The following is a 15,571-nucleotide window of genomic DNA, read 5'->3' as shown; positions in this document are numbered from 1 at the left end:
CCGCAGGTGCCGGGTCCCGGGGGCGGTGGGCAGGCGGCCGAGGCGGAATCAGCGCGGCGGGAAGACCCTCGAAATCTCGCGGAACCGCACCAGATTGTGGCGCGCGTCCTCCAGCGCATCGTGGCGGCCGTCGTCCTGCCTGGACAGGCGCGGCTCCCCCGCCATCTCCCAGTACTGCTTGAGCTCGCGGGTGAACCGCGGGATCTTGCGCGGCAGGCGGGTCATGTCGCCCCACAACTGGGCGAAGACCACGTGGTCGTAGGCGCCGACCCACGCCCACAGCTCCGGGTCTCCGGCACCGGGCGCGAGCAGGAAACGCTGCAGCTCATCGCGGATCGTCGCCCGCGACTTCCACAGCGGCGACGACGGATTGGGCAGCTGGCCCAGCACGTTGGCCCGCACCCACGGGCCCGCGGCGCGGGCATCGAACTCCGAGGAGATCGCGTAGTACTCGCGGCCATCCTCGGCGACGACACCGATGGAGACCAGATCGATGGTCCGGCCGTCTTCGATGAACTCGGTGTCGTAGAAATAGCGCACGATGGACAGGATAACCGCGCCGACCCGGGGAACTGCTCCCCGGGTCGGCGCGGTCGAATATCGGCGGCGGTGAATCGGCCCGCCGGATGCCGCGGGGTCTTACGCCAGCGGACGCTCCAGGCGACCGCCCGGCTCGGTGCCCTCCGGGTATCCGTCGCCCGCGGCCAGCGACGCCTTGACCTCGGCCGAGTACGCGTCGACGTAGGTCTGGCCGCTGAGCTTCTGCAGCGCCACCATCAGATCGTCGGTCAAAGCCCGGGCGTTGGCGTACTCGTCGCCGCGGTCGCGGTAATCGGCCGGGTCCAGCGGATCGCCGATCTCCACGCCGACCTTGCGGGGCCGCGGGAACCAGCTGCCGATGGGATTGACCTCGCCGGTGCCCTTCATCGCCACCGGGTACACGGGCACGCCGGTGCGCAGCGCGACGCGGGCCAGGCCGGTCTTGCCCCGGTACAGGCGACCGTCGGCCGAGCGCGTGCCTTCCGGGTACATGCCCAGCAGGTCGCCGCGCTCCAGCACGGCAATGCCGGCGTCGAGGGCATCCTGGGCGGCGTCGCCGGACTTGCGGTCGATGGGCACCTGGCCGGTGTTGGTGAAGAAGAATTTCTGGATCCGCCCGACCAAGCCCGGGGACGTGAAGTACTCCTTCTTCGCCAGGAAGGTCAACTGGCGGGGAACCACCAGAGGAAAGTAGAACGAATCCATCACGGCGAGGTGGTTCGACGCCATGATCGCCGCACCCTGTTCCGGCACCTTCTCCCCGCCCACGTACGTGGGGCGGTTCCACACGCGCAGGAACGGGCCGATGAGCACGAACTTGAAGAACTTGTACCAGGGGTTATTCACGGTCGCTAACTTTACCCTCAGCTTCGGCGCGCGCCAGATCAGCCGCGCCGATCATCCCCGCGTCGGCACCGAGCCGGGCGACCTCGATGCGGGCGAGCGGGCGGTGGCCGGCACCGGTGATCTCGCGGGCGAACACCGCGCGGGCCCGGTCCAGGTATTGATCGGCGGCCTGGGCGACGCCACCTCCGATGACGATCAGCTCGGGATCGAAGAGGTCGGAAACCAGCGCCAGGGCCCGGCCGAGCCAGTCGGCGAAGTCGCCGACCGCGGCCTCCGCCAGGGGATCTCCGGTCTGCGCCGCGTGCATCACGTCGGAGCCGGTGGCGGTGCCGTCGATGCACGACTCGGCGAGCGGGCCGTGGAACCGTCCGGTCGTGGCCAGCTCCCGCGCCGTGGCCGCCAGCGCGGTGCCGGAGCAGTAGCGCTCCAGGCAGCCTCGCTTGCCGCAGGAGCAGGGACGCCCGCCGGGCACGACGGTGAGGTGCCCGAACTCGGGGGCGGTGCCGTGGGCGCCGCGGAAGATCTTTCCGCCGCTCATCATCGCGCCGCCGATGCCGGTGCCCAGGGCGAACAGGACCCAATCGCGCGCGCCGCGGGCGGCGCCGAAGCGGTATTCGCCCCACGCCGCGGAATTCGCGTCGTGCTCCAGGCTCACGGGGATCGGCAGCCGCTCCCCCAGCCGCGCGGCGACGTCGGCATCGCGCCACGGCAGGTGCGGCGCGAATCGCACCACGCGCCGTTCCGAATCCAGGAATCCGGCGACGGCGAGCCCGACGGCGACCGCATCGGGATGATCGACGAGCAGCTCGGCGGTCATCTCGACGATGCCGTCCTCGAGCGCCTCCGCCGTGCCGTTGGAGGACTTCTGCACCCGGTCGATCACCGCACCGTCGGCCGTGACCACCGCCGCGCGCAGGTGCGTGCCGCCGATGTCGAAGCTGATGGTCGGCCCCTCGGGCGTGGCTCGTGGCGGGATCGTCACGTGGGGCTCCTCATGGGTGGTGGCCGGGTCGGGCGGGGCCGAATCGGTGGCGCGGCAGGTCAGGGCAGCCGCGCTGGATCGGCGCGGAACCAGACAAGAATATCCCCCCAGCCGGACTCCCACGTATCCGGAGGCGTCACCCGCACCTTCTCCTGCTCGCAGACCGACAGGATCGCGGGGGCCGGAAACCGCCTCGAATACCCGGCGACCTGGGCCACCACGCCGGCCGCGGTCGTCTCGACGCTGACGGTGGGTTCGGGGAAATCGGCCGGATCTGCGCCGTCGTCAAGCAAAAAAGCTTGACGACGGGCCGACGCGCGAGCCCCCTCGCCCGCCTCGCCGGAATCGACGCGCGGAGCATCGCCGTCGAACTCGGGGAACGCCAGATGCAGGGGCGCGCGCACGCGCATGCGGTACAGGCGGGCACCGTCACCGCCGACGCCGAGGTCCGCCATGGTCAGCCGCGGCTGCGGCGGGTCGGGCACATCGTCGACCACCACGCCGATCCACGTCGCCAGGCCGGCCACCCGCGCATCGACCGCGCCGCCGGTGCGCAGATGGACTCCCCCGGCCTCGACGATCCGCTGCCACGAATTCCCCCACGACCACAGCGCCTCCAGCAGGCGGGCCCGGCGGGAGCGGTCGCCGAACACGTCCGGCATGGAGCGGTGCCGTTCCACGCGGGGATTGATCAGGTCCAGGATGTCCGCCAGCTGCGCCGGGCCCTGCACGCGCCGCAACCACGACATCTGCCGGTCGGGGGTCGGGCCGATGCGCACGCCCGCCGGGGCCGTGCCCGCGATGGTCTGCGCCTTCGCCCACACCAGCAGCCGCTCCAGGCCCGCGAAACCCGTCAACGCCTCCAGCGCCGACCGGTCGGCGTCCATGCCGCGCAACAGCGCCACCGCATCGGCGACGGGATCCGGGCCGGCCTCCGCCCACTCCAGATCATCCGGCAGAAAGGTCTCCGGGGTGCGGTCGCCGGGGGCCCCGGGCACGAGCACGATCGGATGCCGGGGCGCCCGCGGCGGCTGGGGCATCCGGGGCATCTGCGGTTGCGGGGATTCCAGGGTCACTCAGGCAGACCCTCGACGCGGCGCTTCAGCGACTTCAGCGCCGTGTCCACGATCCGGTGCTCGGCCTTGCGCCGCAACATGCCCAGCATGGGCACGGCGGTGACGATCTCCAGCTCGTACAGCACCTTCGTCGCCCCACCGTCGGCCTCGGTGAGCACGTAACGGCCGGACTGCGACTTCTGCAGCTGCGACGACAGCAGCGACCAGCTCACGCCATCGTCCGCCCATTCGTAGTCGAGCTCATAGACGTCCTTGAGCACCGTTTCCAGCGTGAACTTGGCGCGCTTGGGCCGCAGCGGACGGTCGCCGGCCTCGGTGACCTCGGCCGCCGTGGTGCCGGTGGCCCACTCCGGGTAGGCGGGGACGTCGCCGATGACGTCGAGGATCCGCTCCCGAGGGGCGTTGATCAGGATCTGTCCCTGCGTTCGGTCGCTCATGCCCTCCGAGGTTACCTGCGGGGCCCGCCGCCTGCGAGGATCCGGCAAAGTCGGGCTCCCATGACCTCCCACGTCCAGTGCTCGACGACGTGCCGGCGGCCTTCCTGTCCCATGTGCCGGGCTTTTGCGGGGTCGGCGCACACGCCGATGACCGCTCGTGCAAGTGCCGGGACGGCGCGGCCGTCGACGACGACGCCGGTCACGCCGTCGACGACCGTTTCCGGCGCGCCCCCGGAGTCGCCGGCGATGACGGGCACGCCGCAGGCCTGCGCCTCCAGGTACACGATGCCCAGGCCCTCCACGTCCAGCCCCCGGCCGCGCGTGCGGGCGGGCATGGCGAAGACGGTGGCCGCGTTGTAGTGGTCGGGCAGCTCGCCGTAGGGCACGGAACCGGTGAAGATCACGTGGCCGGCAACGCCGGTGGACGCGGCGAGTTCGCGCAGCGTCTTCTCGTGGGGGCCGGCGCCGACGATCATCAGGCGGGCGTCGGGCAGCTGGTCGAGCACGGCGGGCATCGCCGCGATCAGGGAGTCCTGGCCCTTGCGGGCCACCAACCTGGAAATGCAGACGATCAGCGGTTGATCGGGGGCGATGCCGTGGCGGTCCCGGATGCGCGCGCCGGCGTCGGAATCCGGGCGGAACCGGTCGACGTCGACGCCCGAGGGCAGCCGCTCGAACGCGGTGCGCGGCCCGAAGGCGGCGGCGAAGCGGTTGCGGGTGTACTTCGAGATGTACGTGACCACGTCCGATCCCTCGCCGATGATCCTCAGCGCGGTGCGCGACACCGGCAGCATCGACCACCCGACCTCGTGGCCGTGGGTGGTGGAGACGATCCGGGCCGCCCCCGCCCGCCGGCACGCCTGCGCCAGCAGCCCCATCGGGGCCGCCGCGCCGAACCACACCACGTCGATGCCCTCGTCGGCGATGATCTTCGCCGCCGCCCGTGCCACGTGCGGCAACGGCAGCAGCACCCGGTCCCGGAGCCGGTGCACGCGGTACGGCAGCGCCGCGTCATGCTCGCGGGTCTCCGCGCCCGGGATGCGGGTCGACGCCAACACCGACACCGACTCGGGGTCGAGCGTGCCCAAAAAATCCCGCAGATACGATTCGATGCCGCCCTGGCGGGGCGGGAAATCGTTGGTGATCAACAGAACGCGGCCGTGCGCGCCACGCGGGCCGTCGTCAAGCCTGCGCGCGCTCCCCTGCCCCGGAACGGTCATGGACCCGCGATGCCGGCCGCGGCCGACACCGTCAGTAGCGGACGGCGCCCATGTAGGGGCCGCCCTGCTCGATGGGCACGACCTGCACCGGCACCCCGTAGGTGGAGGCGTGGATGATCATGCCGTTGCCCACGTACATGCCCACGTGCGTGATGCCCTCGTAGAAGCCGATCAGGTCGCCCGGCTGCAGCTGATCGCGCGACACCGGGGTGCCGCCGGCCAGCTGCGCCTGCGACGTGCGCGGAATGGACTTGCCCAGCTGCTGGTAGGCCCAGTACATCAGACCCGAGCAGTCGAAGGCGTCCGGCCCGGCCGCGCCCCAGGAGTACGGGGAGCCGACCTTGGTCATCGCGGCGTCGACGGCCCCGGACGAGCCGAGCAGCTGGCCCAGGCCCTCGGTGATCGGGTTGTCCTTGGCGCGCCAGGCGGCGAGCTCCGCGGGCGACAGGGAATCGACGCGGTCACGGACCTCCTGCGTGCGGCGCTCGAGTTCGCCGGTCTTCTTCTCCAGCTCGCCGCGCTTCTTCTCCAGCGCGCCCAGCTGCACGCCGGCGACGGCCTTCGCCGACGCAGCGCGCGCGAAGCGATCGGCGGCCTCGCGCTGGCGCTTCGACACCGCCGAGAGCGTGCCCTCCTTCTCGCGCGACATCTGCGAGACGTACGACGAACGGTCCAGCGCATCCTGCGCGTCGTTGGAGCCGATGACCGCGGTGATCGGGTCCACGACGTCGCCGCGCATGCGCTGGCGCGCGAACTGCGAAATCTCGTCGCGGTGCCGGTCGACCTCGCCGCGCGCCGCCTCGGCCGAACGGGTCGCTTCCTGGACCTCGCCCTGCAGCTTCCGGACCAGTTCCTCTTGCTTGGCGACGTCGCCGTCGAGGCGCATGACGTCCTGGGAGTTTTCCTCGGCTTCCCGGGACAGCTCCTCCAGATCGGCGATGATGCCGTCGGCGGTGAGTTCCTGGGACATCGCGGACGGAGCGATGGCGACGGGGGCGGCCAGACACGCGACCACGGAGGCGGAGGCGATCAGGCGGCGGAGATGGTTCCTGCGGTGGCGCACGGTGCGGGATGGCCTTTCGAAACGGGATGCGCGGGCGATGGTCGCCGGCGCATCGGCAAGTCCCCGGTCAACGGGTCATTCGGCGTAACTTTAACAACGGTTTCGATGCCGGTCGAATCACTTCGGCGTGATTTCCCGGACATCTGCACCGGGAGTGAAACGTGTTGCCTGAAGTGACCCCCGTGACGGGAAAACCCGGGGCGCCCCACCCGCACGGCCCCCGGAAAAGCACCCGGGACAAGCACCCCGGAAAAACCATGAGGCGGGGCCCGGGAAGAATCCCGTGGCCCCGCCCATCATGGCAGGAGTCGAATTCGCTTAGAAGCGGACGACGGAGTGGACCGGCATGTAGTCGATGCTGGTCTCGTGGACGTTCTGGCCGGACTGCGGCGCGTGGATGACGTTGTTTCCGCCGGAGAAGATGCCCACGTGGGTGGCGCCCGGGTAGAAGACGATGATGTCGCCGAGCTGCTTGCCGCCCATGCCGACCGACTGGCCGCCGTCGGCCTGGGCCTGCGAGGTGCGCGGGATGGACTTGCCGACCTGCGAGTAGGACCAGGAGGTCAGACCGGAGCAGTCGAAGCCGCCGGGCTGGGTGCCGCCCCACACGTACGGGGTGCCGATCTGCGAGCGCGCGGCGTCGACGATCTTCTGGCCGGTGGAGATGGCCGGAGCGGCGGCGGCGGAGCGGTTGACGATCGCGTCGGCGCCCGGGATGGCGCCGGCGATGCCCTCGATGTTCTGGATGTTCTGGACATCCGGGACGTCGAAGGAACCGACGCCCGGAATGTTGATCGGGGCGGCCGACGCGGTCGGCGCGGCAAGGGCGGTGATGCCGGCGACGGTGGCGCCGAAGGCGGCGGCGTTGCGGGCGATGTTGGAACGGCGCTGGTGCTTACCCATGATGAAAAACTCCGTGTTCTCTTCCATTTGGTGCCGACCGGGTTAGCTGACGGGTTCGGGAGAAAAGGAAGATCTCCCTACCCTCCGGCTGTCGCCGGTGGGATTCACCCCAACGAAAGGAGTGGGTCCCCGGTTCGTCGCCCTCGCGGGCGCCGATTAGGCTTTGGTTTCCTGCCATGAGCGGCACCTCTGGGAGGGCCCCGCTTCAATGTCTCGGCAAGGTTACGAAATGGGAACGGCTCTTGTCCAGCCAACGCGCCAAGTCCGAATCGAAATCGGTTCGTTACCGCCATGAACCCCAATCCGTTACCCGCCCGTTATGAAACCCCGTTTTTCCGTCGATCCATAGTGTCACGCCGCGATAACGGGCCGAGACCTGCACCTTTTACACTCGCCCCCGGACTGCGTCGCGACGGCCCCCGACAAGGTGAACGGTGCTAAAATCACACTTATGTGAAACGCGTCACATTTTGTGATTCGAGGCCGGTTCGCGGCTCAGCTTTCACATCCGCCACAGCGACCGGCAACCGCGGTCCGGCCGATCCGGGCGGCACCCTAGAATCGGTCGGGTGACCGCCGATGACCCGCTCCAGCTTTCCTTGACCGACGCCGTTTCCGGCTTCGGCGCCGGGTCGTCGCAAAGCAATGGCGGCGATTCCGGAGATGAACCGGGGCCGGGCACCGACGAACTCGGACTGGGCGAGACCACGTTCGTTGTCGTCGACCTCGAAACCACGGGGATGCGCGCGGGCGAGGACCACATCATCGAAATCGGCGCCGTGCGCGTCCGCGGCGGCGTCGAAGAGGGACGGTTCAGCGCCCTGATCGATCCGGGAATGAGGCTGCCCGGCTTCATCACCGAGCTGACGGGGATCACCGACGCCGACCTCGACGGCGCCCCGCAGCTGGGCACCGTGCTCCCCCGCTTCCTGGAATTCGCGTCGGGCGCGGTGTGGGTGGCGCACAATGCCCCGTTCGACATCGGATTCCTCCGCGCGTCATGCGGGCAATTGGGCATCGCCTGGCCGGCCCCCGCGGTCGTCGACACCCTGCAGCTCGCGCGCCGGTTGCTGGACCGGAAGCGGACGGGCAGTTTTCGCCTCGGCGACCTCGCCCGCTACGTCGGCGCCGAAGTGACGCCGAACCACCGCGCGCTGGATGATGCGGCGGCGACCGTCGACGTTCTCCACCACCTCATCGAGCGTCTGGCGGGGCATTCCGTCGAGACCGTGGGCGACCTGGAGCACTTCTCCCCCGACGTCGATCCCCGACTGCGCGAGAAGAAGGCGCTCATCGCGGATGCCCCGCATGCCCCGGGCGTCTACGTATTCCGGGGCGCATCCGGCGATCCCTTATATATAGGTACGGCGGTGAACCTGCGCCGCCGCCTTCTGCAGTACTTCACGGGCGCCGATCCGCGCCGCCGCATGGTCGAAATGGTGATGCTGGCCGAGTCCGTCGACGTCGCCGAGTGCGCCCATGGCATGGAGGCCGAAGTGCGCGAGGCCCGGATGCTCGCGTCCGCCCGCCCGCCGTACAACCGGCAGCGCAAGGAACCGGGCCATGGGTGGTACCTCAACCCGCCGACGAAGAAGGGCGGGCCGAAGGTGTCGCGTGTGGCCGGCGGCGAGGATGCGATCGGGCCGTTCCGCACCCGCAATGCCGCCCAGGCGACCAAAGACACCCTCGATCTCGACGCGGGCAATTTCGGGGAAGTCGCCGGCGAGCTGCGCGCCGGAGGAGCGGAACTCATCGCACGGCTCGTCGACGACGTCTCCGCGGCGGCCGACGCCGGACGCTACCGCCGGGCGGCGTTCCTCCGGGACATCACCGCGGATCTGATCCTCGCCCTCGATCGGCGACAGCGGTTGGGTGCGCTGGCCTCGATCCCCCAGCTCCAGGCTGCGTTCCCCGATGGCCGCGGAGGGTGGAACCTCGCGGTGGTCCGCCATGGGCGCCTCGCCGCCGCCGGCCGCTCGCCGCGCGGGGCCAATGCCGCCCACGTCGCCGGGCTGCTCGCGGACTCCGCCGAAACGGTGATCCCCGGCGAAGGCCCGTACCTCGGCGCGAATCAGCACGAGCTCCAGGTCGTGCACAACTGGTTGCTTCGCGACGACGTCCGGATCGGACCGAGCGACGCGCCGTGGACGTCTCCCGCCGCGGGCGCGGGCCGGTGGCGTGAATGGGCGGCCGCCGCGGTGGCCGCCCGCAAAAGCTGACGCGGCGCACTCCTTATACAAGGTGCGCCCTTATATAAGGAGTGCGCCGCGTGCCATCGCATCGTGCGCCGTGCCCTTCCGACGCCTGGGACGACGTCGTACGGCGAACGGCTCGTCAGCGGCCCGTGGCCGCCGCCATGATCTCGGCGCAGCGGCCCGAGTCCAGGGTCTCGGTCACGATGGCCAGCGCCCGGGTCAGCGCCGACTTCAGGTCGCCACCCTCGAGCCCCCGGGACGCGACGATCGCGGCCGCCGAGTTCAACAGAACTGCGTCGCGGATCGGACCGCGCAGCTCCCCCGTCCACACCTTCCGGGCGACCTCGGCGTTGTACGCCGGCTCGCCACCGCGCAGGGAATCGGCCGGGGCGAACTCCATGCCGTAATCGCGGGGATCGATGACGTCCTGCACGACGGTGCCATCCTCGACGATGAACACCCGGGTCGTGCCGGTGACCGTGATCTCGTCGAGCCCGTCCGAACCGCGGACGACCAGCACCCGCTGGCCGCGGCGGGCGAACGCCCCGGCCATCGTCTCCATCTGGTCCTCGAAGGCGCAGCCGATGAGGCTCGCCGCCGGCTGCGCCGGGTTGGTCAGCGGGCCGAGGAGGTTGAACAGAGTGGGCACGGCCAACTGCGAGCGGACGGGACCGGCGTAGCGCATCGCCGGGTGGTAGGTCGCGGCGAAAAGGAACCGGAGAGAGAAGTCCGGGTGGGCCGGCGACGTCACGTGGCCGTCGGCGATGTCGAAGCCGAGTGCCTCGAGCATGTCCGCGCCGCCCGACTTCGACGATGCGGCGCGGTTGCCGTGCTTGAGCACCGGAGTGCCGGACGCGGCCACGACGACCGACGACATGGTCGAGATGTTGACGGTGTGAGCGCCGTCGCCGCCGGTGCCCACGATGTCCACTGCGCCGGAGGCATCCGGCACGGCGGCATCGGCGGCATGCGACAGCATCCCCGTGGCCGCCGCGTCGAGCTCGGCGGCGGTGATGCCCTTGGCGAAGATGCCGAAGGCGAAGGCCGCGACCTGGGCATCGGCGGCCTGGCCCGTCATGATCTGGTCCATGGCGAAGCGGACGCCCTCGGCGGGAACCTCGCGGCGAGCGCCGATGAGGCCCAGGACCTGCCGCCAGTTGGCCTGGCTCGGGTTAACGGTCTGCTGGGTCATGCGTCGCTCCTTCTGTTCGATGGTGCCGCGGCCGGGCACCCGGCCCGCCGCGGCGGAATGCCGCTTGCCTGGTGAATATTACGGCGCACTTGGCTTCCGCGTCCCGCCGGGGCGCGGCGAGCGCAAGGGGTGGGTGCGATCGCCTGGCGCACAGGTCGGGTGCGATCGCCGGCTGCACGAGACACATGCGGCCGGGCGCGATGCCCCGGTGCGTTGGTCGTCTGCCGGGGTTTTATCCCCTGGGGGTATGCGCGCCCCCACAACCCATCAATGCCGGGGCATCGGCTAAGATTGCGCACTAACCGAGCGAGCTTTCCGACCCAGGGTCAGGGAACCGCTCACGGTGCGGCCGACTCCATCCCCCTGGGATGGTCGGGAACCGCACCAGCCGTCCACGCGGGATGGGTCCCGCGCCATGGACGGAGGCACGGGGGAACGGGGCCAGAGACGGGCCGTCGTAAAGCAACGCGAGAAGTTCCCGGCGATGGGAAAAATTACTGTAACTCTCAGGAACCTTCAGAAACGACCTGGGGTTTTACAGAAAACTTTCCCAAAACGGGGGTTGCAACGTGACTCTTCCTTAAGAACAGGTCATACTGTCTAACGTGACGAGCGCAGTTGAAAACACAGGTATGACAGCACCACGTCGTGCCGCGACACTGAACCGACCGAACATGGTCAGTGTCGGGACGATCGTGTTCCTGTCTCAGGAATTGATGTTCTTCGCCGGCATGTTCGCGATGTACTTCGTATCGCGCGCGAACGGCCAGGGAGAATCGTGGGATTGGGGTACCGGCCACCTCAACGTCCCGTACGCACTGGCGATCACTGTGATCCTGGTGTCGTCTTCGTTCACCGCCCAGTGGGGCGTGTTCGCGGCCGAGCGGGGCGACGTGTTCGCCCTGCGCAGGTGGTATGCCCTTTCGACGCTGCTGGGCGCGATCTTCTTGGTCGGCCAGGGTTACGAGTACTTCACCCTGGTCGGCCACGGAATGACCATCCAGAACTCCGTCTACGGTTCGGTCTTCTTCATCACCACCGGCTTCCACGCCGCTCACGTCCTCGCGGGCGTGCTGGCGTTCGTCGTGGTGCTGATCCGTACCTTCAAGTCGAAGTTCACCCCGGCGCAGGCGACGGCCGCCATCGTGGTCTCGTACTACTGGCACTTCGTCGACGTCGTGTGGATCGGCCTGTTCATCACCATCTACTTCATCCAGTAGGCCGTAACGGCCGACACCCCCGGTGCGGCCTACTACAGCCATCCACTTTCCACGCACAACAAAGGGAAAAAGATGGAAAACCATAACCCCGCAGCTGAGGACCGCACGTCCTCCGCGGTGGCCGGCCGAAAGGCCAAGGGCCGCCGCAAGATGCGCCGCACCGTTTCCGGTGTCATGGCGCTCGCCCTCGCCCTGACCGGCGCGGGCTTCCTGGCCAATGCCCTGACCCCCGACGCCCAGGTCGCGACCGCCCAGCAGGACGACGCGGCGCTGATCCAGGAGGGCAAGGAGCTTTACGACGTCGCGTGCATCACCTGCCACGGCGCAAACCTCCAGGGCGTCAAGGACCGCGGCAAGTCCCTCATCGGCGTCGGCGAAGGCGCGGTGTACTTCCAGGTGCACTCCGGCCGCATGCCGATGCTCCGCAATGAGGCGCAGGCCGCCCGCAAGACCCCGCGCTACTCCGAGGAGCAGACCCTCGCCCTCGCCGCTTACGTGCAGTCGCACGGAGGCGGCGCCGGTCTGGTCCGCGACGAGGACGGCTCCATCGCCATGGAGTCCCTCCGAGGCAAGAACTACGACGCCGAGAACGGCAAGATGGATCCCCTCGACATCGCCCGCGGTTCCGAGCTCTTCCGCCTGAACTGCGCGTCCTGCCACAACTTCACCGGTCGTGGCGGCGCGCTGTCCGGCGGCAAGTACGCCCCGATTCTCGACCCGGCCAATGAGCAGGAGCTGTACCAGGCCATGCTCACGGGTCCGCAGAACATGCCGAAGTTCTCCGATCGTCAGCTCACCGCCGACGAGAAGAAGGACCTCATCGCCTACATCAAGAACTCGGCGGAGACGCCCGGCCCGTCCGGCTACCCGCTCGGCGGCCTCGGCCCCGTGACCGAGGGCCTGTTCATGTGGATTGCCGGCATCGTCGCTCTGGTGGCGGCCGCACTCTGGATTGGATCCCGACAGTGACCGACAACGTGAAGAAGAACTACAGCTCCGAGGAGCTGTCGAAGATGAGCAACGACGAGCTGGCCCGCCTGGGCACCGAGCTCGACGACGTGACCATCGCCTACCGCAAGGAGCGCTTCCCCATCAAGGGGGACCCGGCCGAGAAGCGTGCCGCCGCCGGCGTCATCGCCTGGCTGGTTCTCGCGGTCGTCCTGGGTCTGGCGTTCATCGCCGTGTACCTGTTCTGGCCCTGGGAGTACAAGGGCCACGGTGACGAGGGCCTGTGGATCTACACCCTCTACACCCCGATGCTCGGCATCACCATCGGCGGCTCGATCATCGCCCTGGGCGTCGGCGCCGTGAAGTACACCAAGCGCTTCGTGCCCGAGGAGATCTCGGTGCAGCGTCGCCACGACGGCGCGTCGTCCGAGACCGACCAGAAGACCATCGTCGCCCTGCTGAACGACTCCTGGGAGACGTCGACCCTGGGTCGCCGCTCCGCCATCAAGGGTCTGCTCGGCGCCGGCGCGGTGCTGGCCGGCATCGGCATGATCCTGCCGCTGGGCGGCATGATCAAGAACCCGTGGAAGCCCAAGCACGACATGGACATCACGGGCGACGGCACCCTCTGGACCACGGGCTGGACCCTGGTCGAGCAGGGCGAGAAGGTCTACCTGGGCCGCGACACCGGCGCCATCGCCGAGGAGGGAAGCCACGGCTTCTCCTTCACCGGCGTTTCCCGCCTGGTCCGCATCCGCCCGGAGGACCTGTCCGCCGGCGCCATGGAGACCGTCTTCCCCCTGCTGGAGGAGGACGTCAACGACGGCGACCGCTACTCGCCCGACGCCGAGGTCTACGAGGCGCACATGCACTCGATCCACGGCTCGCGCAACGCGGTCATGCTCATCCGCCTGCGTTCGCAGGACGCCGCCCGCGCCACGCTGCGCGCCGGCCAGGAGGAGTTCCACTACGGCGATTACTTCGCCTACTCCAAGATCTGCACGCACATCGGTTGCCCGACCTCGCTGTACGAGGCCCAGACCAACCGAATCCTGTGCCCGTGCCACCAGTCGCAGTTCGACGCGCTGCAGTACGGCAAGCCGGTCTTCGGCCCCGCCGCCCGCGCGCTGCCCGAGCTGCCCATCGATGTCGACGAGGACGGTTTCCTCTACGCCAACGGCAACTTCATTGAGCCCGTCGGCCCGGCCTTCTGGGAGCGTCAGTCATGAGCAAGAGCAATAACCGCGTCGCACTGATGGCGCGCAACATGGACGACCGTTACACCATGTCGTCCGGCATCCGCCGCCAGATCAACAAGGTGTTCCCCACGCACTGGTCCTTCATGCTGGGCGAGATCGCGCTGTACAGCTTCGTCGTTCTGCTGCTGTCCGGCGTCTACCTGACCCTCTTCTTCGATCCCTCGATGTCGAAGGTCATCTACGACGGCGCCTACGCGCCGCTCAACGGCGTGGAAATGTCCCGCGCCTACGAGACCGCCCTGCAGATCTCCTTCGAGGTCCGCGGCGGCCTGTTCATCCGCCAGGTCCACCACTGGGCCGCGCTGCTGTTCGCCATCTCGATCATGGCGCACATGTTCCGCATCTTCTTCACCGGTGCGTTCCGCAAGCCGCGCGAGGCCAACTGGGTCATCGGCTGCATCCTGCTGCTGCTCTCGATCGCCGAGGGCTTCATGGGCTACTCGCTCCCGGACGACCTGCTCTCGGGCGTCGGTCTGCGAATCATGTCCGCCATCATCATCGGCCTGCCGGTGATCGGCACCTGGATGCACTGGATGATGTTCAACGGCGACTTCCCGGGCGACATCATCATCCCGCGCCTGTACATCGCCCACGTGCTGATCATCCCGGCCCTGCTGCTCGGCCTCATCGCCGCTCACCTGGCCCTGGTCTGGTACCAGAAGCACACGCAGTTCCCGGGTGCCGGCCGCACCGAGAACAACGTCGTCGGCGTCCGCATCATGCCGGTCTTCGCCGTCAAGGCGCTGACCTTCGGCCTGATCAACATCGGCTTCATGGCCTTCCTGGCCGGCGCCTTCCAGATCAACGCGATCTGGAACCTGGGCCCGTACAACCCATCGCAGGTTTCCGCCGGCTCGCAGCCGGACATCTACATGCTGTGGACGGACGGTGCAGCGCGAGTCATGCCGGCGTGGGAGCTCTACATCGGCTCCTACACCATCCCGGCCGTCGTGTGGGTGGCGCTGCTGCTCGGCCTCCTGGTCGTGCTGCTGTTCGCCTACCCGTTCATCGAAGCCAAGATGACCGGCGATAACGCCCACCACAACCTGCTGCAGCGTCCGCGCGACGTGCCGGTTCGTTCCGGCATCGGCGCGATGGCCCTGGTCTTCTACACCCTGCTGACCCTCTCGGGCGGCAACGACCTGATCGCCTACCACTTCCAGATCTCGCTGAACGCGATGACCTGGGTCGGTCGAATCGGTCTGATCCTGCTCCCGCCGATCGCGTACTTCGTCACGTACCGCATCTGCATCGGTCTGCAGCGTTCCGACCAGGCCGTCCTGGAGCACGGCATCGAGACCGGCATCATCGACCAGCTGCCCTCGGGCGCCTTCATCGAGGTGCACCAGCCGCTGGGCCCGGTCGACGAGCACGGCCACGCCGTCCCGCTGGAGTACCAGGGCGGTTACGTCCCGAAGACGATGAACGCCCTCGGCGCCGCCGGTGCCCCCGGCCGCGGCGGCTGGTTCTCCCCCGACTCGCAGGACATCGCCGACGAGGCTGCCCGCATCGAGGACGAGAATCACCACCAGCGCACCCAGATGCTGCGCGACCTCGAGACCCGCAACGCCGAAACGCGCGGCGAGCTCGACAAGTAAGGCATAGCGCCACGCAACTGCGCTCAACGACGACCGCCCCGGCCGCGAGATGAAAATTTCGCCGCCGGGGCGGTCTCGCATTTCCGGACCCG

Annotated in this window: 14 protein-coding genes and 1 riboswitch; of the genes, 5 read left to right on the top strand and 9 right to left on the bottom strand. The window is 68.9% G+C overall.

Going from position 1 to position 15,571, the window contains the following annotated elements; genetic code table 11:
• Positions 1 to 48 precede the first annotated feature (48 nt).
• From CX1_RS02210 to CX1_RS02175, 8 genes are all read right to left on the bottom strand, one after another.
• On the bottom strand, positions 49 to 540 hold the full coding sequence (locus CX1_RS02210; RefSeq protein WP_046649689.1) for a polyadenylate-specific 3'-exoribonuclease AS: 492 nt from the start codon (positions 538 to 540) through the stop codon (positions 49 to 51).
• 99 nt (positions 541 to 639) lie between these two features.
• On the bottom strand, positions 640 to 1,386 hold the full coding sequence (locus tag CX1_RS02205; RefSeq protein ID WP_046649688.1) for a lysophospholipid acyltransferase family protein: 747 nt from the start codon (positions 1,384 to 1,386) through the stop codon (positions 640 to 642).
• On the bottom strand, positions 1,379 to 2,362 hold the full coding sequence (locus CX1_RS02200; protein ID WP_174520139.1) for an ROK family protein: 984 nt from the start codon (positions 2,360 to 2,362) through the stop codon (positions 1,379 to 1,381). Before CX1_RS02200 ends, CX1_RS02205 begins: the two co-directional genes overlap by 8 nt.
• A 65-nt stretch (positions 2,363 to 2,427) precedes the next feature.
• A complete protein-coding gene (locus tag CX1_RS02195; RefSeq protein WP_146780785.1) occupies positions 2,428 to 3,366 on the bottom strand; it encodes a hypothetical protein in 939 nt (312 codons plus the stop codon).
• A 74-nt stretch (positions 3,367 to 3,440) separates the two neighbouring features.
• Positions 3,441 to 3,881 (bottom strand): SRPBCC family protein, encoded by a 441-nt coding sequence (locus tag CX1_RS02190; RefSeq protein WP_046649685.1) that lies wholly within the window; start codon positions 3,879 to 3,881, stop codon positions 3,441 to 3,443.
• A gap of 11 nt (positions 3,882 to 3,892) precedes the next feature.
• Positions 3,893 to 5,101 (bottom strand): glycosyltransferase family 4 protein, encoded by a 1,209-nt coding sequence (locus CX1_RS02185; RefSeq protein ID WP_082719004.1) that lies wholly within the window; start codon positions 5,099 to 5,101, stop codon positions 3,893 to 3,895.
• Between the two features lie 31 nt (positions 5,102 to 5,132).
• Positions 5,133 to 6,164, bottom strand: a complete 1,032-nt coding sequence (locus CX1_RS02180; protein ID WP_046649683.1) for an NlpC/P60 family protein — start codon at positions 6,162 to 6,164, stop codon at positions 5,133 to 5,135.
• A gap of 318 nt (positions 6,165 to 6,482) precedes the next feature.
• Complete coding sequence (locus CX1_RS02175; RefSeq protein ID WP_046649707.1) at positions 6,483 to 7,067, bottom strand: C40 family peptidase; 585 nt, start codon at positions 7,065 to 7,067, stop codon at positions 6,483 to 6,485.
• 16 nt (positions 7,068 to 7,083) lie between these two features.
• Positions 7,084 to 7,240, bottom strand: a riboswitch (cyclic di-AMP (ydaO/yuaA leader).
• A 396-nt stretch (positions 7,241 to 7,636) separates the two neighbouring features.
• Here CX1_RS02175 and CX1_RS02170 point away from each other — a divergent pair.
• Positions 7,637 to 9,286, top strand: a complete 1,650-nt coding sequence (locus tag CX1_RS02170; RefSeq protein ID WP_244465399.1) for a DEDD exonuclease domain-containing protein — start codon at positions 7,637 to 7,639, stop codon at positions 9,284 to 9,286.
• 115 nt (positions 9,287 to 9,401) lie between these two features.
• Here the strand turns inward: CX1_RS02170 and trpD are convergent, their stop codons facing one another.
• Positions 9,402 to 10,454 carry an anthranilate phosphoribosyltransferase gene (gene trpD, locus CX1_RS02165; protein WP_046649682.1) on the bottom strand — a complete coding sequence of 351 codons (1,053 nt, stop codon included), beginning with the start codon at positions 10,452 to 10,454 and terminating at the stop codon, positions 9,402 to 9,404.
• 605 nt (positions 10,455 to 11,059) lie between these two features.
• Between trpD and ctaE the strand changes: the two genes are divergently transcribed.
• The 4 genes from ctaE to qcrB all read left to right on the top strand — a co-directional run bounded on the left by ctaE (position 11,060) and on the right by qcrB (position 15,479).
• The gene (gene ctaE / locus CX1_RS02160) at positions 11,060 to 11,674 is read left to right on the top strand and encodes an aa3-type cytochrome oxidase subunit III (protein WP_113570107.1); all 615 of its coding nucleotides are present in this window, start codon (positions 11,060 to 11,062) and stop codon (positions 11,672 to 11,674) included.
• A 72-nt stretch (positions 11,675 to 11,746) separates the two neighbouring features.
• A complete protein-coding gene (gene qcrC, locus CX1_RS02155) occupies positions 11,747 to 12,643 on the top strand; it encodes a cytochrome bc1 complex diheme cytochrome c subunit (RefSeq protein ID WP_046649680.1) in 897 nt (298 codons plus the stop codon).
• Entirely contained in the window at positions 12,640 to 13,851 is a 1,212-nt protein-coding gene (gene qcrA, locus CX1_RS02150) for a cytochrome bc1 complex Rieske iron-sulfur subunit (RefSeq protein WP_046649679.1), read from the top strand. The genes qcrC and qcrA overlap by 4 nt, the downstream gene beginning before the upstream one ends.
• Positions 13,848 to 15,479 carry a cytochrome bc1 complex cytochrome b subunit gene (qcrB, locus tag CX1_RS02145; protein WP_060925197.1) on the top strand — a complete coding sequence of 544 codons (1,632 nt, stop codon included), beginning with the start codon at positions 13,848 to 13,850 and terminating at the stop codon, positions 15,477 to 15,479. Before qcrA ends, qcrB begins: the two co-directional genes overlap by 4 nt.
• The last annotated feature ends 92 nt before the right edge of the window (positions 15,480 to 15,571 follow it).

It is taken from the genome of Corynebacterium xerosis NBRC 16721 = ATCC 373 (genome assembly GCF_001552415.1).
GTDB classification, from domain to species: domain Bacteria; phylum Actinomycetota; class Actinomycetes; order Mycobacteriales; family Mycobacteriaceae; genus Corynebacterium; species Corynebacterium xerosis.
The sequence above is the reverse complement of the archived record's forward strand: the minus strand, read 5'-3'. Positions and strand labels throughout refer to the sequence as shown.